Annotated in this window: 18 protein-coding genes; 14 read left to right on the top strand and 4 right to left on the bottom strand. The window is 71.9% G+C overall.

Features of this window, described 5'->3' with window-relative positions:
* The 6 genes from ABZS69_RS22765 to ABZS69_RS22740 all read left to right on the top strand — a co-directional run.
* On the top strand, positions 1 to 326 hold a 326-nt coding region (locus ABZS69_RS22765; protein ID WP_355375684.1), incomplete at its 5' end, for a transposase.
* Between the two features lie 169 nt (positions 327 to 495).
* Positions 496 to 1,926, top strand: a complete 1,431-nt coding sequence (locus tag ABZS69_RS22760; protein ID WP_355375681.1) for an FGGY family carbohydrate kinase — start codon at positions 496 to 498, stop codon at positions 1,924 to 1,926.
* Positions 1,923 to 3,293, top strand: a complete 1,371-nt coding sequence (locus ABZS69_RS22755) for an NAD(P)/FAD-dependent oxidoreductase (RefSeq protein ID WP_355375678.1) — start codon at positions 1,923 to 1,925, stop codon at positions 3,291 to 3,293. The genes ABZS69_RS22760 and ABZS69_RS22755 overlap by 4 nt, the downstream gene beginning before the upstream one ends.
* Entirely contained in the window at positions 3,290 to 4,528 is a 1,239-nt protein-coding gene (locus ABZS69_RS22750; RefSeq protein ID WP_355375676.1) for an FAD-dependent oxidoreductase, read from the top strand. Before ABZS69_RS22755 ends, ABZS69_RS22750 begins: the two co-directional genes overlap by 4 nt.
* Positions 4,529 to 4,794: 266 nt before the next feature.
* Positions 4,795 to 6,132 (top strand): cellulase family glycosylhydrolase, encoded by a 1,338-nt coding sequence (locus ABZS69_RS22745; protein WP_355375674.1) that lies wholly within the window; start codon positions 4,795 to 4,797, stop codon positions 6,130 to 6,132.
* 74 nt (positions 6,133 to 6,206) lie between these two features.
* Positions 6,207 to 7,418, top strand: a complete 1,212-nt coding sequence (locus ABZS69_RS22740) for an ROK family transcriptional regulator (protein ID WP_355375672.1) — start codon at positions 6,207 to 6,209, stop codon at positions 7,416 to 7,418.
* A gap of 120 nt (positions 7,419 to 7,538) precedes the next feature.
* Here ABZS69_RS22740 and ABZS69_RS22735 read toward each other — a convergent pair whose 3' ends face one another.
* A complete protein-coding gene (locus tag ABZS69_RS22735; RefSeq protein ID WP_355375670.1) occupies positions 7,539 to 8,981 on the bottom strand; it encodes a pectinesterase family protein in 1,443 nt (480 codons plus the stop codon).
* Between the two features lie 70 nt (positions 8,982 to 9,051).
* Positions 9,052 to 10,530, bottom strand: a complete 1,479-nt coding sequence (locus ABZS69_RS22730; protein ID WP_355375667.1) for an RICIN domain-containing protein — start codon at positions 10,528 to 10,530, stop codon at positions 9,052 to 9,054.
* Positions 10,531 to 10,989: 459 nt separating this feature from the next.
* Between ABZS69_RS22730 and ABZS69_RS22725 the strand changes: the two genes are divergently transcribed.
* Together ABZS69_RS22725 and ABZS69_RS22720 are read left to right on the top strand one after the other, a co-directional pair.
* Complete coding sequence (locus ABZS69_RS22725; protein WP_355375664.1) at positions 10,990 to 14,769, top strand: Pls/PosA family non-ribosomal peptide synthetase; 3,780 nt, start codon at positions 10,990 to 10,992, stop codon at positions 14,767 to 14,769.
* Complete coding sequence (locus ABZS69_RS22720; protein ID WP_355375693.1) at positions 14,766 to 16,037, top strand: M1 family metallopeptidase; 1,272 nt, start codon at positions 14,766 to 14,768, stop codon at positions 16,035 to 16,037. Before ABZS69_RS22725 ends, ABZS69_RS22720 begins: the two co-directional genes overlap by 4 nt.
* Before the next feature lie 4 nt (positions 16,038 to 16,041).
* Here the strand turns inward: ABZS69_RS22720 and ABZS69_RS22715 are convergent, their stop codons facing one another.
* Entirely contained in the window at positions 16,042 to 16,677 is a 636-nt protein-coding gene (locus tag ABZS69_RS22715) for a pyridoxamine 5'-phosphate oxidase family protein (RefSeq protein ID WP_355375662.1), read from the bottom strand.
* A gap of 86 nt (positions 16,678 to 16,763) precedes the next feature.
* Between ABZS69_RS22715 and ABZS69_RS22710 the strand changes: the two genes are divergently transcribed.
* Together ABZS69_RS22710 and ABZS69_RS22705 are read left to right on the top strand one after the other, a co-directional pair.
* Complete coding sequence (locus tag ABZS69_RS22710; RefSeq protein WP_355375660.1) at positions 16,764 to 17,060, top strand: DUF3817 domain-containing protein; 297 nt, start codon at positions 16,764 to 16,766, stop codon at positions 17,058 to 17,060.
* A gap of 166 nt (positions 17,061 to 17,226) precedes the next feature.
* The gene (locus ABZS69_RS22705; protein ID WP_355375657.1) at positions 17,227 to 19,173 is read left to right on the top strand and encodes a beta-N-acetylglucosaminidase domain-containing protein; all 1,947 of its coding nucleotides are present in this window, start codon (positions 17,227 to 17,229) and stop codon (positions 19,171 to 19,173) included.
* A 12-nt stretch (positions 19,174 to 19,185) separates the two neighbouring features.
* Here ABZS69_RS22705 and ABZS69_RS22700 read toward each other — a convergent pair whose 3' ends face one another.
* Positions 19,186 to 21,234, bottom strand: a complete 2,049-nt coding sequence (locus ABZS69_RS22700; RefSeq protein ID WP_355375654.1) for a beta-galactosidase — start codon at positions 21,232 to 21,234, stop codon at positions 19,186 to 19,188.
* Between the two features lie 91 nt (positions 21,235 to 21,325).
* Between ABZS69_RS22700 and ABZS69_RS22695 the strand changes: the two genes are divergently transcribed.
* From ABZS69_RS22695 to ABZS69_RS22680, 4 genes are all read left to right on the top strand, one after another.
* The gene (locus ABZS69_RS22695) at positions 21,326 to 22,339 is read left to right on the top strand and encodes a LacI family DNA-binding transcriptional regulator (protein WP_355375651.1); all 1,014 of its coding nucleotides are present in this window, start codon (positions 21,326 to 21,328) and stop codon (positions 22,337 to 22,339) included.
* Positions 22,340 to 22,627: 288 nt separating this feature from the next.
* On the top strand, positions 22,628 to 23,950 hold the full coding sequence (locus tag ABZS69_RS22690) for a carbohydrate ABC transporter substrate-binding protein (RefSeq protein ID WP_355375648.1): 1,323 nt from the start codon (positions 22,628 to 22,630) through the stop codon (positions 23,948 to 23,950).
* Between the two features lies 1 nt (position 23,951).
* A complete protein-coding gene (locus ABZS69_RS22685) occupies positions 23,952 to 24,857 on the top strand; it encodes a sugar ABC transporter permease (RefSeq protein WP_355375646.1) in 906 nt (301 codons plus the stop codon).
* 11 nt (positions 24,858 to 24,868) lie between these two features.
* On the top strand, positions 24,869 to 25,735 hold the full coding sequence (locus ABZS69_RS22680) for a carbohydrate ABC transporter permease (protein WP_355375643.1): 867 nt from the start codon (positions 24,869 to 24,871) through the stop codon (positions 25,733 to 25,735).
* Positions 25,736 to 25,742: the final 7 nt, after the last annotated feature.

The following is a 25,742-nucleotide window of genomic DNA, read 5'->3' as shown; positions in this document are numbered from 1 at the left end:
ACCGCTCCATCAGCCAGGAGGCCTGGGGTCGCACCGTGACGATGCTGACGTACAAGGCCGCACGCTACGGCGGCGCGCTGCACAAGGTTCCCGCTCCGGGCACCTCTGGGCGCTGCTCGGCCTGCGGGTTCACCACCCCGGGCAGCCGGGAGAGCCAGGCTGTGTTCGTGTGCAAGAACCCGGGCTGCGGCTGGTCCGGCAACGCCGACCACAACGCCGCCCGCAACACCTTGCATCTGTATCGGATGGGCCTTGCGCTCGTCCCGGCGGCCGGGAGGGCAGTCGTCAGGCGCGCTGGCCGCGTCAAGCCCGCCACCGCAAGGTAGGAGGGAATCTCCTCCGTTCACGGAGGAGAGCACTTCAAGTTCTGGTGATGGTCGTGATCGGCGCCGCGTACCTCGTGACGCTGCTGGCGACCCGTGGCCGCCGGGCGCTGGACATGCCCGACATGCACTCGATCGACGGCGCTTTCGCGCAGAAGGAGCAGAGCTGACGATGCACATCCTCGCGATCGACCAGGGCACCTCCGGGACCAAGGCCATCGTCGTGGACGCCGGCGGCGCCGTCCTGGCGATCGCCGAGGAGGCCCTGCGCCCGCGCTACCTGGAGGGCGGCGGGGTCGAGCAGGACCCGCACGCCCTGCTCGACTCCGTGCTGACCGCCGGGCGGCGCGCCGCCGCCGCGGCGGGCGTGCCGCTGGACGCGGTCGCCCTGGCCAACCAGGGCGAGACCGTGCTGGCCTGGGATCCCGTCACCGGTGAACCGCTCACCCCGGCCATCGTCTGGCAGGACCGCCGTGCCGAGCCGCTGTGCGCCGCGCGGGCCGCGCACGCCGGCCGGGTGGCCGAGCTGACCGGCCTCGTGCTCGACCCGTACTTCTCGGCGCCGAAGATGCGCTGGATCCGCGAGGAGCTGACCACCGAGGGCGTCGTGACGACCACCGACACCTGGCTGGTGCACCGGCTGTGCGGGGCTTTCGTCACCGACGCCACCACTGCCAGCCGCTCTCTCCTGCTCGGGCTGGAGGACGCGGAGTGGAACGGGGAGCTGCTGGAGGTGTTCGGGCTCGGCTACGAGCGGCTCCCCGAGATCGTCGCCTGCGACGCCGTCGTCGGCACGACGAGCGCGTTCGGCCCGGAGGTTCCGGTGACCGGGCTGATCGTCGACCAGCAGGCCGCGCTGCTGGCCGAGGCGTGCCTGGAGGCGGGCACCGCCAAGTGCACGTACGGCACGGGCGCCTTCCTGCTCGCCCAGCTCGGGACCTCCCCGGCGCGCTCGGCGTCGGGTCTGGCCACGTCGATCGCCTGGCGGCTGCGCGGCGAGACGCGCTACTGCGTGGACGGCCAGGTCTACACCGCGGCCTCGGCCGTGCGCTGGCTCGCCGACCTCGGCCTCGTCTCCGGCGCGGACCAGCTCGACGCCGTCGCGGCGCCCTCCAGCGAGGGCGTGCTGTGCGTGCCGGCGCTCGCCGGGCTGGCGGCGCCGTGGTGGGACGCCGGCGCCACCGCCTCGTTCACCGGGATGACGCTCAGCACCGGCCGCGGGCACCTCGTACGGGCGCTGCTGGAGGGGGTCGCCGCGCAGGTCGCCGGGCTGGCCGCGCTGGTCGGGGCGGATCTCGGCGCGCCGCTGTCCCGGCTGCGCGTGGACGGCGGCCTGACCCGCTCGCGCGTCCTCATGCAGGCGCAGGCCGACCTCGCCCAGGTTCCCGTGGAGGTCTACCCGTCGCCGCACGCGACCCCGCTCGGCGCCGCCGCCTGCGCGCTGATGGCCCTCGATCCGGCTCTGGACGCCGCCGCGGCGGTCGGCGGCTGGCGGCCGTCGGCCGTCTACGAGCCCGCCTGGCCCGCGGACCGGGCCGCCGCGCACCTGGAGCGGTGGCAGGCCGCCGCCCGGGCGGCCCTGTCGTCGAAGGAGAGCTCGTGAACACGTACGACGTGGCCGTGATCGGCGGCGGCATCGTCGGCGCAGCCATTGCGCGCCTGCTGGGCGGCACCGCGCTGTCGGTGGCGCTGCTGGAGGCGCGCGACGACGTGGGCGACGGCACCAGCAAGGCCAACACCGCCATCCTGCACACCGGCTTCGACGCCAAACCGGGCACCCTGGAGTCCCGCCTGGTCGCCCGCGGCTACGACCTGCTCGGCCGGTACGCCGAGACCACCGGCATCCCGGTCGAGCGCACCGGAGCGCTGCTGGTCGCCTGGACGCCGGAACAGCTCGACGCCCTGCCGGAACTGCGGGCCAAGGCCGGGCGCAACGGCTACACCGCCTGCGAGATCGTCGACGCCGCCGAGGTCTACCGCAGGGTGCCCGCCCTCGGCCCGGGCGCGCTCGGCGGGCTGACCGTGCCCGGCGAGTCCATCATCTGCACCTGGACCACGAACCTCGCCCTGGCCACCGACGCCGTCAACCGGGGCGTGACGCTGCTGCGCGGCCACCGCGTCACCGCCGTCCACGCCGGAGCGGACGCCACGCGGCTGGAGACCACGGTGGGCGAGGTCGGCGCCCGGTGGGTGGTCAACGCCGCCGGGCTCGGCGCCGACGCGCTCGACGCCCTCTTCGGCCACGACCGTTTCACCGTCACGCCGCGCCGCGGCGAGCTGCTGGTCTTCGACAAGCTCGCCCGGCCGCTGGCGCCCTGCATCGTGCTGCCGGTGCCGTCGTCCGCCGGCAAGGGCGTGCTCGTCAGCCCCACCATCTACGGCAACGTCATGGTCGGCCCGACCGCGGAGGACCTGACCGACCGCACCGCCACCGGCACCTCCGAGGCGGGACTGGAGTTCCTGCGCGAGAAGGGCGCGGAGCTCATGCCCGGGCTGATGGCGGAGGAGGTCACCGCGACGTACGCGGGCCTGCGCGCCTCGATCGGACGCGACGACTACCTCGTCGACCTCGACGCCGGGCAGCGCTACCTCCTGGTCGGCGGCATCCGCTCCACCGGCCTGACCGCCGGCATGGCGATCGCCGAGCACGTCGCGGGCCTGCTCAAGGGCCACCTCGACCTCACCCCGCGGCCCGGCCTGCCCGCGCCACCGCGCATGCCCAACCTCGGCGAGTCCTTCCCGCGCCCCTACCAGGACGCCGCCGCGATCGCCGCCGACCCCGAGTACGGCAGGGTCGTGTGCTTCTGCGAGCGGGTGACGAAGGGGGAGATCCGCGACGCTCTGGCGTCGGTGATCCCGCCCGCCGGGCTGGACGGCCTGCGCCGCCGTACCAGAGCCATGAACGGACGCTGCCAGGGCTTCTACTGCGGAGCCCGGGTACGCGAGATCTTCGAAGGGGGAAAGGCATGAGCGAGCGGGTAAGGGTGGCCGTGATCGGCGCGGGCCCGGCCGGGCTCACCGCGGCCGCCGCGCTCGCCCCGGCCGTGGACGGCGAGGTCCTGGTCCTGGAGCGCGAGCCGGAGACCGGCGGCATCCCCCGGCACAGCGACCATCCCGGCTACGGCCTCCGCGACCTGCGCAGATTCATCTCCGGACCCGCCTACGCGCGCACGCTGACCCGCCACGCCCGCGACGCCGGAGCCCGGCTGGAGACCGAGGCCATGGTCACCGGCTGGGCCGGACCGCGAACCCTGGAGGTGACCTCGCCGCGCGGCCGCCGCCTCGTCGAGGCCGACGCGGTGGTCCTGGCGACCGGCGCCCGGGAGCGGCCCCGCCCGGCCCGGCTCATCGCCGGCGACCGTCCCGACGGCGTCTACACCACCGGCCAGCTGCAGAACCTCGTCCACCTGCACCACCGCGAGGTCGGGCGGCGCGCCGTGGTCGTCGGCGCCGAGCTGGTCAGCTGGTCGGCGGTCCTGACCCTGCGCGAGGCGGGCTGCCGCACGGTGCTGATGACCAGCGAGTACGAACGTCCCGAAGCCTACGCGGCCTTCCGCGTCCCGGGACGGCTGGCCTTCGGCGTGCCCGTCCGGGCCCGGACCCGGGTCGTCGCCGTCAACGGCAAGGGCCGCGTGACCTCGGTCGACATCGAGGACCTCGCCACCGGGCGGCGCCGCCGCGTCCCGTGCGACACGGTGATCACCACCGGCGACTGGATCCCCGACCACGAGCTGGCCCGTACGGGCGGCCTGGAGCTGGACCCGGCCACGCTCGGGCCACGCGTGGACACCTCCCTGGCGACGAGCCTCCCGGGGGTGTTCGCGGCCGGGAACCTCCTGCACCCGGTCGACACCGCCGACGTCGCCGCGCTGGACGGCCGCCACGTGGCCGCGGCCGTCCTGCGGCACCTGGACGGCGCCCCCGCCCCCGCCGGCGGGGTGCCGCTGGTAGCCGAGGCGCCCCTGCGCTGGGTCGCGCCGCAGCTCGTCCGTCCGGGCGCACCGCCGCCCGCCCGCGGCAGGCTCCTGCTGTGGACGGACGCCTTCCGGACGTTTCCGCGGGTCACCGCCACCCAGGACGGACGCGTCCTCGGCCGTGCCCGGGTGCCGTGGCCGGCGGCCCCCGGCCGGGTCTTCCGCGTCCCGTTCTCCCTCGTGGCGGACGCCGACCCCGCGGGCGGCCCGGTACGCCTCGCCCTGGAGTGACCGCTATCCCTGTGGTTTGCGGGCTCCAGCGGGCCCGCAGCGCGGGGGCGGCGGCCTTGGGCCCGCGGTCACCCCGACTTATTTAACAACTGAAACTTTCAGGTGATCCCTCACCTCCCTCGGGCCGGTCGTCGCAGGCAGGGCATGGATCGGCACTTCGCGCGGGGGCAGGCGTGATCTCTCATGCTTCTCCGGCCTTCGGCGGCTCTATAGCGTGTGGGGCGCTTCCCGCCCCGGATGGCCGGGGCCCGACCACGAGGTAGGTCATGAGAAGAAGGCTTCTCGCCCTCTGCGCCGCCGTGCTCGCGGCCGTCGCGTCGGTTTTGGTGTACGTCCAGTCCGCGTCCGCGGCCGCGGGCCTGCACGTCAGCGGTACGAAGATCGTCGAGGCCAACGGCCGGGAATTCATCATGCGGGGCGTCAACCACCCCCACGTCTGGTACACCAACCAGACCAGCTCGTTCGCCAACGTCAAAGCGCTCGGCGCCAACACCGTGCGCGTCGTGCTCGGCAGCGGCAAGCGGTGGGGCCCGTCCACCGACGTCGCCAACGTCATCTCCCTGTGCAAGCAGAACAAGCTGATCTGCGTGCTGGAGGTGCACGACACGACCGGGTACGGCGAGGAGGGCGCCGCCGCCTCGCTCGACGAGGCGGCCGACTACTGGATCAGCCAGAAGAGCGCGCTCGTCGGCCAGGAGAACTACGTCGTCATCAACATCGGCAACGAGCCCATCGGCAACACCAACGCCGCCCAGTGGACCGCCGCCACCTCTAACGCGATCAAGAAGATGCGCAGCAACGGCTTCGAGCACCTGCTCATGGTCGACGCCCCCAACTGGGGTCAGGACTGGCAGTACGTCATGCGCGACAACGCCCAGACGATCCTGAACGCCGACACCCAGCACAACACCGTGCTGTCGATCCACATGTACGCCGTCTTCAACACCGCCGGCAGCATCGTCGACTACCTCAACCGGTTCCAGGCGAACGGGTGGCCGCTGGTCATCGGCGAGTTCGGCTGGCGCTTCAGCTCCAGCGAGGTCGACCACGAGACGATCCTGGCCGAGGCGCAGTCGCGCGGCCTCGGCTACCTGGGCTGGTCCTGGAGCGGCAACACCGACCCGATCCTCGACATGGCGACCGGCTTCAACCCGAGCCAGCTCACCACCTGGGGCCAGCGGATCTTCAACGGCGCCAACGGCATCAAGGCGACCGCCAAGGAGGCCACGATCTACGGCGGCTCGCCCGGCACCCCCACGCCCACCCCCACCCCCACACCCACACCCACCCCCACGCCTCCTTCCGGCGCCTGCTCGGCCACCTACCAGGTGACCGGCCAGTGGGGCGGCGGCTTCCAGGCCGAGGTCCGGGTCACCGCGGGCAGCTCGGCGATCAGCGGCTGGACGGTGACGTGGACCTTCGCCAACGGCCAGACCGTCACCAACGCCTGGAACGCGACGGTCAGCGGCAGCGGCTCCAACGTGACCGCCCGCAACATGAGCTACAACGGCAGCCTCGGCGCCGGAGCCAGTACGACCTTCGGGTTCCTGGGCTCGTGGAACGGCGGCAACAGCGTCCCCACGCTGTCCTGCGCCGCCAGCTAGACGGGACAACGGCCCGGGCCGGACTCACCGGCCCGGGCCCGGCTTTCTTTGGCACCCGAAGTAAGGGAGACCGAGTGGCCGGGAGGCCGAGAACCCGCGGGATCGTGCTCAACCGCATCCGGGCGGCGCGCACCATCAGCCGGATCGAGCTCGCCGCCGAGTCCGGGGTCACACCGGCGACCATCACCCAGGTCGTCCGCGAGCTCATGGACCACGGGCTGGTCATCGAGGTCGGACGCGGGGCGTCCACCGGCGGCAAGCCCCGGACGCTGCTGCAGCTCAACCCGCGGGCCCGGTACGCGGTGGGCGTCCTGTTCGAACGCAACACCTGCGTCGTCGTCCTCGTCGACCTGACGGGCCGGCCGGTCGCGCGGACCTCGTTCCCCGGCACGGCGCTGCTGCCTCCCGGGCAGGGCCTCATGCTGGTGGCCTCGCGCGTGAACGCCCTGCTCGACACCTCCGGGGTCGATCGCGGGAAGGTGCTCGGGGTGGGGCTGGCGACGTACGGACCACAGGACCGGCGGGCGGGCGTGCTGCTGACCCACCAGCCGACCGCCGAATGGTTCGGATACCCGGTCGCGCCGCGCCTGTCGGAGATCCTGGGCCTGCCGGTGCTGCTCGACAACGACGCGGCGGCCGCGGCGATCGGGGAGTACTGGCTGGGAGCGGTGGAGACACCCGCGTTCGGGTGCGTCTACATGGCCAGCGGAATCGGCGGGGGCGTCGTCGTCGACGGCAGGCTGTACCGGGGCAGCTCCTCCAACGGCGTCGAGATCGGCCACATCACCGTCGACCTCGACGGGGGTCCGTGCGGCTGCGGCAACTACGGCTGCCTCGGCAACTACGCGGACCCTACCGCGGTGATCAGGCAGGCGCTGGAGGCATCGCGCCTCGGCCGGCGGCTGGGGCTCGACCCCGCCGACACCGACGTCATGGCCGCGTTCGGCCGCATCGCGACCGCGGCGCAGGCCGGGGACCCGGAGGCGCGTGGCCTCATCGAGCGCTCCGCCCGCCACCTGGGCACCGCCGCCGTCACCATGACGAGCCTGTTCGACCTCGACACGATCGTGCTCGCCGGGCCGAGCCTCGCCGCGGCCGGCCCGATCTACCAGTCGGTCGTCCAGGAGGAGGTACGGCGGCGCACCTTCGCCCGGCGCGCGCATCCGGTGCGGGTGGTCACCTCGGTCAGCGGCTCGGACGCGGCCGCGATTGGCGGGGCCGTGCTCGTCCTGCAGGGCGAGCTGGCCGTCCTGGAACTGGCGTCCACGGCCGCTCACCTCGATTGACGTGCACGTGACCCGGTTCTTCCTCTCGGTCAATCCGGGGCTTCCCGCGGAGGCTCTTTCACAGCGGAGGGACCGGCCGGTGGCTCGGCACCGGCCGGTCCGCGTCCCACGACGGCCGGGCTAGCCGGCGGGGTTCCAGCCGTCGCTGCCTGCCAGGTACTTCTGGGGGGTGTAGTTCGCCGCCTGCGCGTCGCTGAGCTGCGGCCGGTTGGCGTTGGTGGTCGCACCGGCGCCGTTGTTGCGGTATTCGAGGAAGCGGGCGTTCTTCCAGGAGTTCGATGACATGTCCGTCCACGGCTGCGCGGTGGCGATCGTCGCGCTCAGCGTCGACTCCCGGTACAGCACCTGCGCGTCGGGGCGCCACGGCCGCCCGAGGGTGGTCACGTTGTTCGAGGCGCCGGTGATGCGCGACTTGTAGAACAGGAAGCCGTACGTCTTGGCCGCCGCCGTGCTGGCCGCCGTGACGGGACCGCCCGTGCTGCGCTTCTCGTAGATGTCGCAACTGTGGAAGACGATCGTGCCGCCGCCGAAGACGAAGTCGACGGTGCCCTCGACGTAGGAGTTCTTGACGTACGCGCGGGCCGAGTCGTTGACGAGGAACGTGTCCTGGTCGCCCAGGATGCGGACGTTCGTCAGCGTGGTGCGGTCGCCGTCCAGCCGCAGCGCGACGGCCTGCTGGCCGCTGGGGATGGTGCTCTCGTCGAGGTCGTTGGAGATCGTCAGGTTGGTGGCGGCGGCGTCACGTGCCGAGATCAGCGCGGTGTAGCTGCCGGACGTGCCGTGGGTGTAGGCCGAGCGGTTGTTCACGATGACGGTGTCCGACGGGGACGCCCCCAGGCCCTGCAGCGTCACGTAGGGCTTGTTGACGGTGACGATCTCCCGGTAGTTGCCCGGCTTGATGGTGATCACCACGCGGCTGCCATTGCTGGAGGGCACCGCGTCGATGGCCGCCTGCACCGTCCGGTAGAGGCCGGTGCCGTCGGCCGCCACCGTCGGAGTGGCCGATCCGGAGATCGGGTTGAAGCTCCACTGCATGCGGGCGACGTCGGAGCAGGTCTCCTGGACGATGGGGTTGCCCCCCGCGGTGGAACCGTCCCTGTTGCTCACGCACAGACCGGTGGCCACACTCTTCACCAGGTATTTGCCCGACGCCGCAGAGGACGGCGTGAACGTCCACTGCTGATTGGCCTTACTGCCGTCACCACAGCCCCACTGCTGCAACTGCGTACCCGAGACCGAGGACGCGCCTGGAACGTCGACACACCGACCGCTACCGCCGTTGACCAGATTGAAGACACTCCCCCGCGCCACCGCCCTGAACTGCTGATCAGCGGCCGAAGCCACACAGGCGACCTGAACCAGCAGAGCGCCGTTGTCGGCCGACGAACCCGTCACATCGACGCACTTACCGCTCGAACCCGAAGCCAGCGTGTACACGCCGCCGTCGGCCGGGGTCGCGGCGGCCGAGCTGACTCCGGTGGCGATGGTCAAGACGGTGACGGGCATCGCCAGGACGACCGCGATCTTCGCGGAGCGTGACGGTGCCGGGATGCCGTGGCGCATGGTCAGTCCTTTCCTGAGGGGGGATGCGCTCTCGGGGCCGGCCGGGGATCGGCCGGCCCCGAGGTGTCGGTCACCCGCCGATGTTGGCCTGCGGGCCCGCGTAGGTGCGCAGGAGCGCTGGGACCTGCGCGGCCGGGTCCAGCTTGTAGGAGTAGAAGGAGGACGGCGTGAAGGCGGAGCCGCCGGTCTCCTGCTGGCCCGTCGAGTTGACCACGATGCTGCCGCTCTGACGGAGCTCCGCGGCGTCGTCCCTGTAGTAGGGGTCCTTGACGTTGTCGTAGTAGCTGTTCTCGATCACCATCTTGGTGGCGCCGCGCGAGTAGTTGCCGTACGAGGTGATGTTCTGCAGGTAGTTGTTGTACAGGTGGGCGTAGGCGACGTTGTCGGTGCTGGGGTTGCGCTGGTTGTTGTCGTGGATCCAGTTGTGGTGGATCGTCATCCGCGCCGTAACGTTGTCGGTCCAGCCGATGCCGAACGCCTTGTTGTTCTCCGACAGGACGTTCCAGGACACGGTGAGGTAGCTGGTGTCCTTGCGGCTGTCGATCAGCCCGTCGTTCATGCGGGTGATCGTGTTGTGGTCGATCCAGATGTGGTGGGCGGTGTCCATCTGGATGCCGTCGTAGTCGTAGAGCTTGTCGTCCGGGTCGTCGTCGGCCATGCGGGTGTCGCGGATGGTCAGGTTGCGGATGATGACGTTGCTCACACCGGAGCCGAGGAAGAAGCCGCCGTTGACGATGTGGCCCCTGGTGCCGACGCCGACGATGGTCTTGTTGGAGGCGACCTTGAGCTCGGTGCCGTACGGCGTGGCGGTGATGGCGCCGTTGACCTTGATGACGTACGGATCGGCGGCGGTGGCGTATTTGACCAGGTCGGCGTAGGTGGTCACGGTGACCGTGGCGCCGGCCGCGCCTCCGGTGGTGGTCGGCAGGCCGTTGCCGCTGGTGGCGGCGAACCCGTCGGCGTTGTTCGACCAGACCGGGCCCCCGGCCGAGGGGGAGGCGAAGGTCCACTGCATGCGGGCGACGTCGGAGCAGGTCTCCTGCACGATGGGGTTGCCGCCCGCGGTGGAACCGTCCCTGTTGCTCACGCACAGACCGGTGGCCACGCTCTTCACCAGGTATTTGCCCGACGCCGCAGAGGACGGCGTGAACGTCCACTGCTGATTGGTCTTACTGCCGTCACCGCAGCCCCACTGCTGCAACTGCATACCGGAGACCGTGGACGCGCCTGGAACGTCGACACACCGGCCGCTACCGCCGTTGACCAGATTGAAGACACTCCCCCGCGCCACCGCCCTGAACTGCTGATCAGCGGCCGAAGCCACACAGGCGACCTGAACCAGCAGAGCGCCGTTGTCGGCCGACGAACCCGTCACATCGATGCACTTACCGCTCGAACCCGAAGCCAGCGTGTACACGCCGCCGTCTGCCGGTGCCGCCGCCTGTGCCGGTCCGGCGGGCCCCACCAGCGCGGTGGCGCTGACCAGGACGGCAGCCGCAGAGAGGCTGATCGATCGGGTGCGGCCTTTGATGGTTGAGAGCAGATTCATTGATGACATCCTCGAAGGTCGAGATGAATCTCCGCATCGGACGAATCAGCGCGCTTCACTAAATCGCCGCCCTCCGCGTCAGTGCGCTGAGGTTACGACCGCGTTTCCGATTACGTCAATCCATGAAACAAACGGGCTATCCCGCTGCGGCACCTGGCCGAACCGTCGTTTTCAGCGCCATTGACATCCGGTGAAGACCGCGCTTCCGGCGTTTTTCGCTGGTCATTGCACGACCCGGGGCAAAAGGGCGGCCGGCGCCATGGCGGGCGGTCATCCGAAAAATTTCGAGGATTCGACGGCGCGCGGCCGTGAAACTTTCCCCCACCCCCGGGCTTTCCGGTTCGCGACACGGGGCGCGTACTCTGGCATGTCACCCGTTGTCCATCAAGGGAGCACCGATTGCCCAGCCATCCTGCCGATTTAAGCCTGAGGCCCGCGACCGCGATCTATCCCGCGGGCGTGCTGGCGCCGGCGCCCCGTACCCTGATCGACGTCCTCGACGAGACCACGCGCCGCCACCCGCAGGCGCCGGCGATCGACGACGGCACCGTACTTCTCGACTACCGTTCGCTGCGCGCCGAGGTGGACCGGCTGGTCGCCCGGCTCGGCGCGGCCGGAGTGGGCCGCGGCGCCCGGGTCGGCGTGCGCGTCACGTCGGGGACCGCCGAGCTGTACGTGTCCATCCTCGCCGTGCTCGCCGCGGGCGCCGCCTACGTGCCCGTCGACGCCGACGACCCGGCCGAGCGCGCGGAGACCGTGTTCGCCGAGGCCGGCGTGGACGCGGTCATTACCGGCGAGCTCACGGTGACCGGCGCCCGTGACCGGGCTCCCGCGCCGCCGGAGCCCGGCGACGACGCGTGGATCATCTTCACCTCCGGTTCGACCGGCAAGCCGAAGGGCGTCGCGGTGACGCACCGGTCCGCCGCCGCGTTCGTGGACGCCGAAGCGGGGCTGTTCCTGCAGGAGCGGCCGCTGGGCCCCGGCGATCGGGTGCTGGCCGGGCTCTCGGTGGCCTTCGACGCCTCCTGCGAGGAGATGTGGCTGGCGTGGCGGCACGGCGCCTGCCTCGTGCCCGCGCCCAGAGCCCTGGTGCGCACCGGGATGGACCTCGGCCCCTGGCTGGGCGACCGGCGGATCACGGCCGTCTCGACGGTGCCCACGCTGGCCGCGCTCTGGCCGGCCGAGCACCTCGACGGCATCCGGCTGCTCATCTTCGGCGGCGAGGCCTGCCCGCCCGAGCTGGCCGAGCGGCTCGCCGTGCCGGGGCGCGAGGTGTGGAACACGTACGGGCCCACCGAGGCCACGGTGGTGGCCACGGCGGCGCGGCTCACCGGCGACGGCCCGGTGCGCATCGGGCTGCCCCTCGACGGGTGGGACCTCGCGGTCGTCGACGGCGCGGGCGAACCCGTGGCCCTCGGCGAGACCGGCGAGCTGGTGATCGGCGGCGTCGGCCTGGCCCGCTACCTGGACCCGGTCAAGGACGCCGAGAAGTACGCGCCGCTGCCCTCGCTGGGCTGGCCGCGCGCCTACCGCAGCGGCGACCTGGTACGTGCCGACTCCGAAGGGCTGATCTTCGCGGGCCGGGCCGACGACCAGGTGAAGCTGGGCGGCCGCCGGATCGAGCTGGGCGAGGTGGACGCCGCGCTGCAGGCGCTGCCGGGGGTCGCGGGCGCGGCCGCCGCCGTCCGCACCGCCGGCGGCGGCCACCAGGTGCTCGTCGGCTACGTCGTCACCGAGCCCGGCTTCGACCTCGGGCAGGCGCGCGAACGACTCGCGGCGACGCTGCCGGCGGCCCTCGTGCCACGCCTGGCGCCGATCGACTCGCTGCCCACCAGAACCTCGGGAAAGATCGACCGGGCCGCGCTGCCGTGGCCGCTGACCGAGCCGGCCGCCGCGGAAGTCGCGCTGAGCGCGGCCGAGGCGCGGCTGGCCGAACGCTGGACCGCCGTCCTCGGCGTGCCGCCGAGCGGCCCCGACGCCGACTTCTTCGCCGACGGCGGCACCAGTCTGGCCGCGGCCCGGCTGGTGTCGGTCCTGCGCGCCGACCATCCCGACGTGGCCGTGGGCGACGTGTACGCCCAGCCGACGCTCGGCGGGCTGGCCCGGCTGCTGGCCGGCAGGGGCCGGGCCGAGACCGGGCGGCGGCCCGTGGTCCCGATGCCCAGGCGGGCCGAGCTGGCCCAGTCCGCGCTGATGGTGGTGCTGCTGAGCGCCGGCGCGGCGCGCTGGATCGTGCTGCTCGCCGCGCTCGGCAACCTGCTCGCGCCGCCGTGGGCTCCGGCCCTGTCGTGGTGGTGGGTGGCGCTGGGCGCCCTGGTGTTCGTCACGCCCCCGGGGCGGATGGGCCTGTCGGCGGCCGTGGCCCGGCTCCTGCTGCGCGGCGTGAAGCCCGGCGTCTATCCGCGCGGCGGCGGCGTACACCTGCGGGTGTGGTTCGCCGAGCGGTTCGCGGAGCGGCTCGGCGTGCCCGACCTGGCCGGGGCCCCGTACATGGCGTGGTACGCCCGGCTGCTCGGCGCCCAGGTGGGCGGCGACGCCGACCTGCACTCGCCGCCGCCCGTCACCGGGCTGCTCAAGCTCGGCAGGGGCGCCTCGGTCGAGCAGGAGGTCGATCTCAGCGGCTACTGGTACGACGGCGACCTGCTGCGCGTCGGCGAGATCAGGATCGGCGCCGGCGCGACCGTCGGCTCCCGTTCGACGCTCCTGCCCGGCACCAGGATCGGGAAGAACGCCCAGATCGCTCCCGGATCGGCGGTCGCCGGCACCGTGCCGGCGGGCCAGCACTGGGCCGGCGCCCCGGCGTTCAGGCAGGGCAAGTCCCGCCGGTCGCGCCCGGCGGAGCGGCCCCCGCGCTCCCGGTTCTGGGCCGCCCTGTACGGGGTCAGCGCCATGGTGCTCAGCCTGCTCCCGGCCGTCGCCGCCGGGGCCGGGCTCGCGGTGCTGGCCACGTTCGCCGGGGACGCGCGCACGGTCGGCGCGGCCCTGGCCGCCGCCCTGCCGGGCGTGCCGGCGGCGACCCTCGCGGGCATGGCGGCCTTCGCCCTGGTCACGCTGGTCACCGTGCGGCTGCTCGGGCTGGGCCTGCACGCCGGCCGCCATCCGGTGCACAGCCGCCAGGCGTGGCAGGCGTGGGCGACCGGACGGCTGATGGCCTCGGCGCGCGTCTGGCTGTTCCCCCTGTACGCCAGCGTCCTGACGCCCGTCTGGCTGCGGGCGCTCGGCATGAAGGTGGGCCGCGGCGTCGAGCTGTCCACGGTCCTGGCGCTGCCCACGATGACGTCCGTCGGCGACGGCGCGTTCCTGGCCGACGACACGATGGTGGCCCCGTACGAGCTGGACGGCGGGTGGATGCGCATCGCCTCCGCGCGGATCGGCAAGCGCGCCTTCCTCGGCAACTCGGGGATGACCGCGCCCGGCCGCAAGGTGCCCAAGGACGGCCTGGTCGGCGTGCTGTCGGCGACGCCGAAGAAGGCCAGGTCCGGCTCGTCGTACGTGGGCATGCCGCCCATCGAGCTGCGCCGCACCGCCGAGGAGGCCGACCGGAGCCGCACCTACGACCCGCCCGCCCGGTACAAGGCGGCCAGGGCGCTGGTCGAGGCGTTCCGCGTGGTGCCCGCGATGTGCGCGGTCGCGCTGGCCGTCATCGTGGCCGCCGCCTTCGAGTGGCTCGCCGCGGGTTACGGCTTCGCCGCGACGCTCGCGCTGGGCGGCGTGGTGCTGCTGGCCGCGGGCGTGGCCGCCGCCGCGGTCGCGACGGCCGCCAAATGGCTGCTGGTCGGCCGGATCCGGGCGGGCAGCAAGCCGCTCTGGAGCTCGTTCGTGTGGCGCAACGAGCTCGCGGACAACTTCGTGGAGGTGCTGGCGGCGCCCTGGTTCGCGCAGCCGTGGCTGGGGACCGCGCCGCTGAACGCGTGGCTGCGTTCACTCGGGGCACGAATCGGGCATGGGGTCTCATGTGACACTTACTGGCTGCCGGAGGCTGATCTGGTGACATTGGGGGACGGCGCCTGCGTCAACCGGGGCTGCGTCCTGCAGACCCACCTGTTCCACGACCGGGTCATGAACATCGACACCGTGACCCTCGAGGCGGGCGCGACGCTGGGCCCGCACGGCGTGGTGCTGCCCGCCGCGCGGGTGGGCGCCGACACCACGATCGGGCCGGCCTCGCTCGTCATGCGCGGGGAGTCGGTGCCCGCGCGTACGCGGTGGTTCGGCAACCCCATCTCGGCGTGGCGATGACACCGTACTTCCCAGGGCACGGCGACCACCGCTACATGGTGTCGCGCTACGACCTGTCGTTGAACTACCGGGTGTCGAACAACCGGCTCGACGGCACGGCCCTGCTGACGGTGACGGCCGCCGAACCGCTCAGCGTGCTCGAACTGGACCTCGGCCGCTTCCGGGTCGCGGGCGTCACCGTGGACGGCGTCGCCGCCCGCCACCTGCACGACCGGGGCAAGCTGCGGGTGACGCTGCCCTGGCCGCTGCCCACGGGAGCCGTCGCCGAGGTCGAGGTCCGCTATGCGGGCAGCCCGGTGCCGGTGCGGAGCCCGTGGGGCGGGCTGGGGTGGGAGGAGCTGTCCGACGGCGCGCTGGTCGCCGGGCAGCCCATCGGCGCGCCCTCCTGGTTCCCGTGCAACGACCGGCCCGGGGACAAGGCGTCGTACCGGATCGCCGTGACGACCGCCTCGCCGTACCGGGTCATCGCGAACGGGGTGCTCACCGCCCAGCGGCGCGCCGGCGGGACCACGACATGGATCTACGAGCAGCACGAGCCGATGGCGAGCTACCTGGCCAGCGTGCAGATCGGGCGCTACCAGGTCACGCAGGTCGCGGGTGCCCGGATCGCCCATCCGGCGCGCCTGGGCGCCCGCGTCCGGCACGACTTCGGGCGGCAGGGCGAGATGATGGCGGTGTTCACCGAACGGTTCGGGCCTTACCCGTTCACCGGCTACGTCGTCGTCGTGGCCGACGACGACCTGGACATCCCGATCGAGGCGCAGGGCATGTCGATCTTCGGCAGGAACCACGTGGACGGACGGCGCGGGTCCGAGCGGCTGGTCGCGCACGAGCTGGCGCACCAGTGGTTCGGCAACAGCCTCACGGTGTCCCGCTGGAGCGACATCTGGCTGCAGGAGGGGTTCGCCACGTACGCCGAATGGCTCTGGTCGGAGTCCTCGGCCGGGCCGTCCGCCGCCTCCCACGCCAAGCGCTGGCACCAGCGCCTGGCCGCGCTCCCCCAGGACTTCGTGCTGGCCGACCCCGGGGTGGACACGCTGTTCGACGACCGCGTCTACAAGCGGGGGGCGCTGACCGTGCACGCGCTGCGCCGGGCGCTGGGCGACGAGGTCTTCTTCTCCATGCTGCGCGACTGGACGGCCGGGCGCCGGCACGCGAACGTCACCACCCAGGACTTCGCCGGGCACGTCCAGCGGCACACCACCCTGCCGATGGGGCCGCTGCTGTCGGCCTGGCTGCACGACAAGCCGCTGCCCCCGATCTCCTGACCTCTCAGTACTGGTTCAGCTTGGCGTCCATGGCGAGCCCCGCGTCGATCACTTTCGCGGGGACCCCCTTGATGCCCAGCTGGTCCTTGGCGATCTGCCCGAACGTGGGCATGCACCTGCGGTCCGGCCAGGTCTCGGGCTTCCACAGGGACGAGCGCAGGAACGCCTTCGCGCAGTGCATGTAGAGCTCCTCGACCTCGACGAGGAGCGCCAGCCGCGGCCGTTTGCCCTGGACCGTCAGGTCGTCGAAGAACGGCGCGTCCGACACCAGCGTCGCGCGGCCGTTCACCCGCAGGGTCTCGTTCATCCCCGGCACGATGAACAGCAGCCCGACGCGCGGGTTGTCCAGCACGTTGCGGAAGCTGTCGAGCCGGTGGTTGCCGGGCCGGTCGGCCAGCGCCAGCCGGTGGTCGTCGAGGACCAGCACCGACCCGGCGGGGTCGCCTCGGGGCGAGACGTCGCACAGGCCGTCCGTGTTGGAGGTCGCCAGCAGCACGAACGGCGAGTGGGCGATGATCGTGCGCGCGTGCTTGTCGATCCGGGCGATGTCCTTGTCCCAGATGGTCTGCGGCGGGTCTTTCACGATCTCCCGGAGCTCGGCTTCGGACGTCACCGTACGGATCTCTGAAGGATTCATCATAAGGCAAGCCTAACCTTAGTGACGGTGATCGGATTGTGCTCTACGACCTGTAGAGTATGAGCGATAACCGGACGAAAGGGTGGATTGTGCTGCGCTGGTTTCGACTCGTGGCGGTGGCCGAGGCGTGCTCGTGGGCGGGGCTGCTGGTCGGGATGTTCTTCAAGTACGTGACCGAGACCGGCGAGCTCGGCGTGAAGGTGTTCGGGCCGATCCACGGCGCGCTGTTCGTGCTGTACGCGCTCGGAGTGATCCTCTCGGCGCGGGAGGCGGGCTGGAGCCGGGGCACAGTGGTGCTCGGCCTGGCGTGCGCGGTTCCGCCGTTCACCTCGGTGTGGTTCGAACGCCGGATGGCGGCGCGCACGGCGGCCGAGCAACCCGCCTGACCGGGTTTGCCGGAGGTGTAGGCCAACATCACTCTTGACAGTAAAGGTGCGGATATTAGTCTGATGATCAGATTGCCGGTCTAGACCGCGTAGCGAAAGGCGCGAGCCCACCCCCCAGCAGGTGACACCCTGATCACCTTGCCGGTATAGACCAGTGGAGACTTTTGTGAGAAGACGCAAGATCACCACCGCAGTGGGTCTCGCGCTGGCCGCGTCCCTCCTGCCCGTCCCCGCGGCCCATTCCGCTCCCGTGCCGCCCTTACCCTCGGTGTCGCCGACCCCGCAGTCGCTGACCGGCTCCGGCGCCGCCGCCGACGTCACCGGCCGGGTGCTCGTGGTCGCCGACGGCCAGACCGACCCCGCCGCCCGCGACCGCCTCGTACGGGAGCTCAAAGCGCACGGCGCCGGCCGGGTGGACACGGTCACCCCCGACAGGATCCCCCCGGGCACGTCCGGCCTGCTCACGGTCCGGCTCGGCCCCGCGGCCCGCCCGGACATCGCCAAGGCCCTCGGCGACACGGCCGTGCCCGGCCAGGCCGAGGGGTACGCGTTACGGGTCTCGGGCGGCACCCCGCGCCAGGTCGCGCTCGGCGGCAAGGACGCCGCGGGCCAGTTCTACGCCGTGCAGACGCTGCGCCAGTTGTTCGTCCGGTCTGGCGGCGGGTGGAAGGTGGCGGGGGCCCAGGTCAGCGACTTCCCGTCCATGCCGCTGCGCGGCACCATCGAAGGCTTCTACGGCGCCCCGTGGACCCACGCCGAACGCCTCGACCAGATGGACTTCTACGGCGACGTCAAGGCCAACACCTACGTCTACGCCCCCAAGGACGATCCCTACCACCGCGACAAGTGGCGCGACCCCTACCCGGCGGACAAGCTCGCCGAGCTGGGCGAGCTGGTGACCCGCGCCGGCGCGAACCACGTCCGCTTCACCTTCGCGCTCTCGCCGGGCGTGTCGATCTGCTACTCCGACCGCGCGGACCGCGACATCCTCAAGGCCAAGCTGCAGGCGCTCTACGACCTGGGCGCCAGGGCGTTCTCCATCCCGCTGGACGACATCAGCTACACCCGCTGGAACTGCGCGGCGGACGAGACCGCGTACGGGGCGGCCGGACGCACCGCCGCGGCCAAGGCCCAGGTCGACCTGCTGAACGACCTGCAGCGCACCTTCATCGCCACTCATGAAGGCGCCCGGCCGCTGCAGATGGTGCCCACCGAATACGGCGACCTGACCGACACCACGTACAAGCAGACCCTGCGGGCCTCCCTCGACCCCGCGGTCGAGGTGATGTGGACCGGCACCGACACCGTGCCGCCGGAGATCACCAACGCGCAGGCGGAGAAGGCGGCGCAGCTGTTCGGGCGCAAGGTGTTCGTCTGGGACAACTATCCGGTCAACGACTACGGCAACACCAGCGGCCGGTTGCTGCTGGCGCCGTACGACAAGCGTGAGGGCGGTCTGGCCGCGCACCTGTCCGGCATCGTGGCCAACCCGATGAACCAGCCGTACGCGAGCAAGGTCGCGGTCTTCGGCACCGCGGACTTCACCTGGAACGACACGGCGTACGACGCGAGGAGGAGCTGGCCGCGGGCGATGGCCTACCTGGCCGGCGGCGACCAGGCGGCCACGGCGGCCCTGCTGGTGTTCGGCGATCTGGAGCACGTGGCTCCGACCTTCGGCGGCACGCCATGGCAGCCGCAGGCGCCCGAGCTCGCCGCGCGGGTGGCCGCGTTCTGGCAGGCGTGGGACGCCGGGCGGCGGGCCGAGGCGATCGCCGGGCTGCGACCGTACGCGCAGGCCGTCGCCACGGCGCCGGCCACCATCCGCGGCGGGGCGGTGCAGCGGGGCTTCGCCGCCGACGCCGCGTCCTGGCTGGACGCCACGCAGCTGTGGGGCAGGGCGATGGTGGACATGGTCGACGCGCTCCAGGCCCGGGAGGCGGGTGACACGGCCAAGGCCGCCACGTTGCTCGCCGAGTCGCGTGAGCTGCAGCGGCAGGCGCGCGCCGTCCGGGTCAGCCCGCCGCGCAACCGCTGGGGCGCGGCTCAGCCCCAGGTCGGCGACGGGGTACTCGACGTCTTCCTGGCCGAGGCCGACTCCCGGCTCAAGGGGTGAGCGGCCGGCGGGTCAGCCGAACTCCTCGACGTACTCCTCGGGAGGTCCCAGCTCGGGGCGGTCGCGCAGCTCCAGGAGCCCGCCGAGGCGTTCCAGTTCGAGGACCGTCACGATGTTCTCGCCCGTGCGGAGCAGCGGCGCCGGGCAGTACAGCGTGACCTGCGGGCCGATGTCCCAGTAGCGGCCGAGCAGGAACCCGTTGACCCAGACGAGGCCGTGCCGGGATCCCGGCAGGGCGAGAAAGGTGTCCGCGGGCACGCCCACGTCCACCGTCGCAACGGCGAACCCGGCAGGCTCGGGCGCGGGGCTGCTGGGCTCGGGGCTGCCGGGCTCGGGGCCGGCGGGCTCGGGGCCGGCGGAGAGCGCGTGGGTCAGGTCCGCGGCGGACCACTCCTGCAGGGCGATCGGCACGCTGTCCCAGCCCTGCACGATTCGCCGGTCGACGAGGACCGGGCCGAGCAGGCCCTTGTGCCGGCCGATCCCGGGCCCGTAGTTCACCCGGCCGAGGTTCTCGACCAGGACCTCCAGGTGGATGGCCGCGCCGGTCCCGCGTACCGGGAGCTCCGGGTGGTCGGGGTCGGCGACGCCGAGCAGCGTGCCGTCGGCGAAGACCAGGGCCCGGTCGCGCACGTCGGTGAGGACGAGCCGGTGCTCGCCCGCCGGGATGCGCGGGCGCGCGGTGTGCAGGACCATGCCCGCGTCGAGCCCGAGCCGCTCGAACGACGCCGGGCGCGGGCCGGTCGAGGTGGGCGCCGGCACCGCGCGCAGGCCGGCGAGGAGTCCGGCGCGGTGGACGAGCGGGACGCGGGCCGGCGGCAGCGTCGGCGTCCGCACCGGCATCCGTACGGGCCCGCGCGCGCCGAGCGCCTCCCGCACGGCGAAGAACTTGGCGGTGAGCGTGCCGTCCTCGGCGACCGGCGCGTCGGAGTCATAGCTGGTCACGGTGGGCTGCAGCCGGCCCTCGTGCTCGTTGGCGCCCGCCCAGAGCCCGAAGTTGGTCCCGCCGTGCGCCATGTAGATGCTCACGCTGCCGCCGTCGGCCGTGATCTCCTTGAGCGCGTGGACGACGCTGCCGGCGTCGCGGACGTGGTGGCGTTCGCCCCAGTGGTCGAACCAGCCGTTCCAGAACTCGGCGACGACGAACGGCTCGTCCGGCCGCCGCGCCGCGAGCAGCCGCCGGGCGGCGTCGGGCTTGGAGCCCAGGGTGACGGCCGTCAGGGTGCCCGGCAGGGAGCCGCCGTCCAGCATCAGCTCGGTGGGCCCGTCGGCGGTGAACATCAGCTCCCGGATGCCCCGCGCGGTCAGGGCCTCGCGATTCCAGCGCAGGTAGGGCCGGTCGTCGCCGAAGCTGCCGAACTCGTTCTCCACCTGCACCGCCACGACCGGCCCGCCCTCTCCGGCCTGGAGCGCGGCGATGCGCGGGATCAGCTCGTCGAACCAGCGGCCGACCGCGGAGGTGAAGGCGGGGTCGGAGCTGCGGATCGCGACGTCGCGGCCGGTGAGCCAGCTCGGCAGGCCGCCGTTCGACCACTCCGCGCAGATGTACGGGCCGGGCCGGACGACGACGTCGAGGCCCTCCTCCCCCACCATGCGGATGAACCGCTCGACGTCCCGCCAGCCGTCGAAGCGCGGCGCCTCGTCCTCGCGGGGCTGGTGGAAGTTCCACGCGACGTAGGTGTCGACCGTGTTGAGCCCGAGGTCGGCGAGCCGGCGGATCCGGTCCCGCCAGAGGTCGGGGTGGACGCGGAAGTAGTGCAGCCCTCCGGACAGGATGCGATGGGGGACGCCGTGCCGGTAGAGGCGGCTCCCACGCCAGGTGAGCACGCCCGTCCCACCCGAGGTCCCGGCGGGCATCCCGGCAGAGGTCCCGGCAGGCGACACCGCCGCGGTCCCGGCGGGCGTCGCAACCGAGGTCACAGGCCGGGTCACGGCCGGGCTCGGGACCGGGGTCGCATCCAGCGTCACAGCCGGGGTCGCGGAGAGAGGTGCGGCAGGGAGCGGGGTCGGGGGCGTGGTCGTCGTCGGGGCCGGGGAGGTGTCCGGCGCGGGCAGCTCGATCACGGTGGGAGAGCCTATGTTATCGATGCCATACGTAACAAGGGCGGTAGAATCGGCTGACGACGTCGCGGGCAGGCCGCGAGAGGGGAGCGCCATGACCAAGGCCACCGAGCGGCCCACGAGGCAGCCGAGCATGGCCGACGTGGCCAGAGCCGCCGGGGTGTCGGCGCAGACCGTCTCGCGCGCCCTCCGCGACTCGCCCAACGTCAACCCGGCGACCAGGAAGCGCGTGCTCGCGGCCGTCGAGCAGCTCGGCTACCGCTTCAACAACGCCGCCCGCGTGCTGTCCTCCGGGCGCAGCCACACCATCGGGCTCGTGCTGCTGCAGTCCGGCGGCTACTACTCGCGCTCGGCAGTGACCGCCGGCGTCGAGTCGGCCGCGGGCGCGGCCGGCTACGCGGTGAGCATCGCGACCATCGCCAGGCTCGACACCGGCATGATGGAGCGGTCCCTGTCCAAGCTCGCCGACCAGGGCGTGGACGGCATCGTGATCGCCGTGCCGCTCATCTCCGTGACGCAGAAGATGGAGGACATCACCCGCGACATCCCCACCGTCACGCTCGACGGCTCGCGCACCGCGAGCGCACGGGTGCTCGGGATCGACCAGAAGGAGGCGGGTCGCCTCGCCACCCGGCACCTGCTCGACCTGGGGCATCGCCAGGTGTGGCACGTGTCGGGCCCCGACGAGTGGATCGAGGCGCGTCAGCGGCGGCAGGGCTGGCAGGAGTGCCTGGCCGCGGCCGGGGTCCAGGCGCCGCCCCCGCTGGAGGGCGACTGGTCGCCCGACTCCGGATACCGGCAGGGGCAGGTCCTGGCCATGATCCCGGACGTGACCGCCGTCTTCGCCGCCAGCGACGAGATGGCCTTCGGGGTGATCCGCGCCCTGCGCGAGCACGGCCGGTCCGTGCCCGGCGACGTGTCCATCGTGAGCGTCGACGACATCGCCCTGGCGGCCTACTGCCACCCGCCGCTGACGACCGTGCGGCAGGACTTCTACCGCTCCGGCGCGGCGGCCGTCGCCCTGCTGCTGGGCGGGGACGCCGCCGACGCTCCGGTCACCGCCTCACTGTCGGTACGCGACTCCACGGCACCGCCCCGCCACCACTGACCGCCACCGCGATCCCCACGGCGCGCCCCCGCGTCATCGCCGAGCGCCGCCGCGACTCCACGGCGTCACCGCGTCGCCGTCGAGGCATGTCGCAATCGTCCGCAAAGTGCCTCTTGCGCCTTCATGTTATCGATGCCACTGTAACAACGTCCGGACCCTGCCGAGAGATCCAGATCCCCGGCTGGCGGCGCGGCGTCCCGGCGTCGTGACCTCCGACGCGGCCTGGCCCGGACTCGTTCCTCCGCCCCACCCAGGTGGGCAGATGTCCACGGGAAGGACCCCAGAACCATGAGGAGATCACTCGTCCTCGTGAGCGCCGCGGTCTCGGCGCTCGGACTGCTCACCGGCTGCTCGGCCGACGGGGACGGCTCGGGCTCCGGCAAGACGACCCTGAGCGTCGCCGCGCTCGAAGGCGGTTACGGTCGGGACATGTACGCCCAGGTCATCCAGGCGTACAAGACCGCGCACCCCGGCGTCGACGTGCAGTTACAGATCTCGAAGAGCATCGAGGACGAGATCTCGCCGAACATGAAGGCCGGACGGTTCCCGGACGTCGTCGTGCTCGGCCAGGGCCGCAAGGCCGCGCTCACCGAGACGCTCATCAAGGACAAGGCGCTCGAAGACCTCACGCCGGTGCTGAAGGCGAAGGTCCCCGGCGAGGACAAGACCGTGGGTGACAAGCTCATCGCGGGCATCGTCGGGAACCTCAACACCAACCCGTACGGCACCGACCAGACGTACACGATGCCGATGTACTACGCGCCGACCGGGCTCTTCTACAACAAGGGGCTGTTCGCCCAGAAGGGCTGGCAGGTCCCGGCCACCTGGGACGAGATGTTCGCGCTCGGCGAGAAGGCCAAGCAGGAGAAGATCTCGCTGTTCACGTATCCGACCGCCGGCTACCTCGACTCCTACTTCTTCGCGCTTCTCGCCGACGTCGGCGGGGAGCAGTTCTACACCGACGTCATGACGTACAAGCAGGGCGTCTGGCAGACGCCGCAGGCCAGGCAGGTCCTCGACCTCACCACCCGGCTGCTGAAGTACGCCGCGCCGACCACGGTCGGGTACGCCAACGAGCAGGACTTCACCAAGAACCAGCAGTCGCTGCTCGACGACAAGGCACTGTTCATGCCGAACGGCACCTGGGTCGTCGGCGAGATGAAGGACGCCCCGCGCGCCGACGGCTTCCAGTGGGGCCTGACGACGCTGCCGGCGGTCACCGCGGGCGGCAAGCGCTACATCACGACATCGGTCGAGTCGGTCTGGATCCCGAGCGCCGCCAAGAACAAGGACGCGGCGAAGGAGTTCGTCGCCTATCTCTACTCCGACGAGGCGGCGAAGATCTTCGCCAAGTCGAACGCGATCCAGCCGATCAAGGGCATCGTGAGCAGCCTGTCCGGGGAGAACGCCGAGTTCTACAAGGTCTACGAGGACCCGGCGGTCGCCGCGCTCGTCGGCGGGTTCGCGGGCACCGCGCCCGTCGAGGGCGTCGACATCAAGGCCACGCTCTTCGACACCGCCAACAGCATCATCAGCGGCGACAAGACCGAGGACCAGTGGCAGGCCGCGCTCAACGACGCCAGCGAGAAACTGCGCCAGGCGGGTGGCTGACGTGCCCGAGGGAGGCGCGGCTCGGCGGCGCGGCAACGGTGTCTTCGTGCTCGCCTGCCTCCTGCCCGCGCTCGTGCTCTTCGCGGTGTTCATGGTCGTCCCGACGCTGAACGTGTTCCGGATGTCCTTCTACACCTGGAGCGGCTTCTCCCCGGACCTGCGTTTCGTAGGACTCGGCAACTTCGCCCGGCTGCTCGACGACGCGCAGTTCGTCCGCGCGTTCCAGAACACCGTCGCGCTGCTCGTGGTCGTGACCGTCGTGACGATGGGCACGGGCCTGTTCCTCGCGGCGATCATGACCCGGCAGCGGCTGCGGGGCCGGACGCTCTACCGGTTCATCCTGTACGTCCCGAGCGTGCTGTCCGTGGTCGTGATCGCGGCGGTCTTCTCCGCGATCTTCGACCAGCGCAACGGCCTGCTCAACGGCACGCTGCGGCTGCTGTCGCTCGACGGCCTGCAGCAGATCTGGCTCGGCGACCAGCAGCTCGTGCTCTGGTCCGTCGCGATCGCGATGGTCTGGCAGTCGCTCGGCTACTACATGGTGCTCTACATGTCCGGCATGGCGGGCATCCCGGAGGAGATCTACGAGGCCTCCGCGCTCGACGGCGCGTCCGCGGGGCGGCAGTTCTTCGCCATCACGCTGCCGCTCATCTGGCAGAACCTTCGCACGACGCTGACGTTCTTCGTGATGAGCGCGGTCAACCTCAGCTTCGTCCTCGTCCGCGCGATGACCGGCGGCGGGCCCGACGGCTCCTCCGAGGTGCTGCTGAGCTACATGTACAAGCAGGCGTACACGAACTCGTCGTACGGCTACGGCATGGCCATCGGCGTCGTCGTTTTCGCGTTCTCGTTCCTCGTGTCGTTGCTGGTCAGCCGGGCGACGCGGCGCGAGCCCCTTCAGTTCTGAGGACCGCTGCCATGACCACCATCAAGCGCGCCGGCCGGCCGCTGACCTACGTCCTCGTCACCGCGATCGCCCTGGCCATCGCGGTGCCGGTCGGCTGGGTGCTGCTCGCCTCGCTCAAGCGGAAGGGCGAGTTCTACGGCAGCCCCTGGACGCTGCCGCAGGGCCTGCACCTGCAGAACTACGCCGACGCGTTCGTGACCGCGCGCATGGGCCAGTACTTCTTCACCTCGGTGCTGGTCACGGTGCTCGGGCTGGTGCTCGTCGTGGCCGTCTCCGTCCCGGCGGCCTACGTCATCGCCCGGTACGAGTTCCGCGGCCGCGGCCTGGTCGAGGTCGCGATGCTGGCCGGGCTGTTCGTCAACGTCAACTACATCGTCGTGCCGATCTTCCTCATGCTCGTCGGCTGGGACCGCGCGCTCGCCGACGTGTTCCCCGACGGCTTCTTCATCGACAACCCCGGGGTCCTGTCGCTCGTTTACGCGGCCACGTCGATCCCGTTCACCATCTACCTGCTCACCGCGTACTTCCGGTCGATCCCGGCCGACTACGAGGAGGCCGCGGCCCTGGACGGGGCCTCCCGCTTCCAGGTCATGGTCAGGGTCATGCTGCCGATGGCGCGGCCGGCGCTCACCACCGTGATCCTGTTCAACTTCCTCGCCTACTGGAACGACTTCATCATCGCGCTCACCCTGCTCCCCGGCGAGGGCAAGACGCTGCAGGTGGGCCTGCTCAACCTGATGACCGCGCAGAAGGCGGCGGCCGACTACGGGCGGCTGTACGCCGGCATGGTCATCGTCATCGTCCCCGTCCTCATCCTCTACGCGCTCATCCAGCGCCGGCTCATCGAGGGCATGGCATCCGGCGGCGTGAAGGGCTGACCGGCCC

It is taken from the genome of Nonomuraea sp. NPDC005650 (assembly GCF_040605375.1).
Taxonomy (GTDB): domain Bacteria; phylum Actinomycetota; class Actinomycetes; order Streptosporangiales; family Streptosporangiaceae; genus Nonomuraea.
The sequence above is the reverse complement of the archived record's forward strand: the minus strand, read 5'-3'. Positions and strand labels throughout refer to the sequence as shown.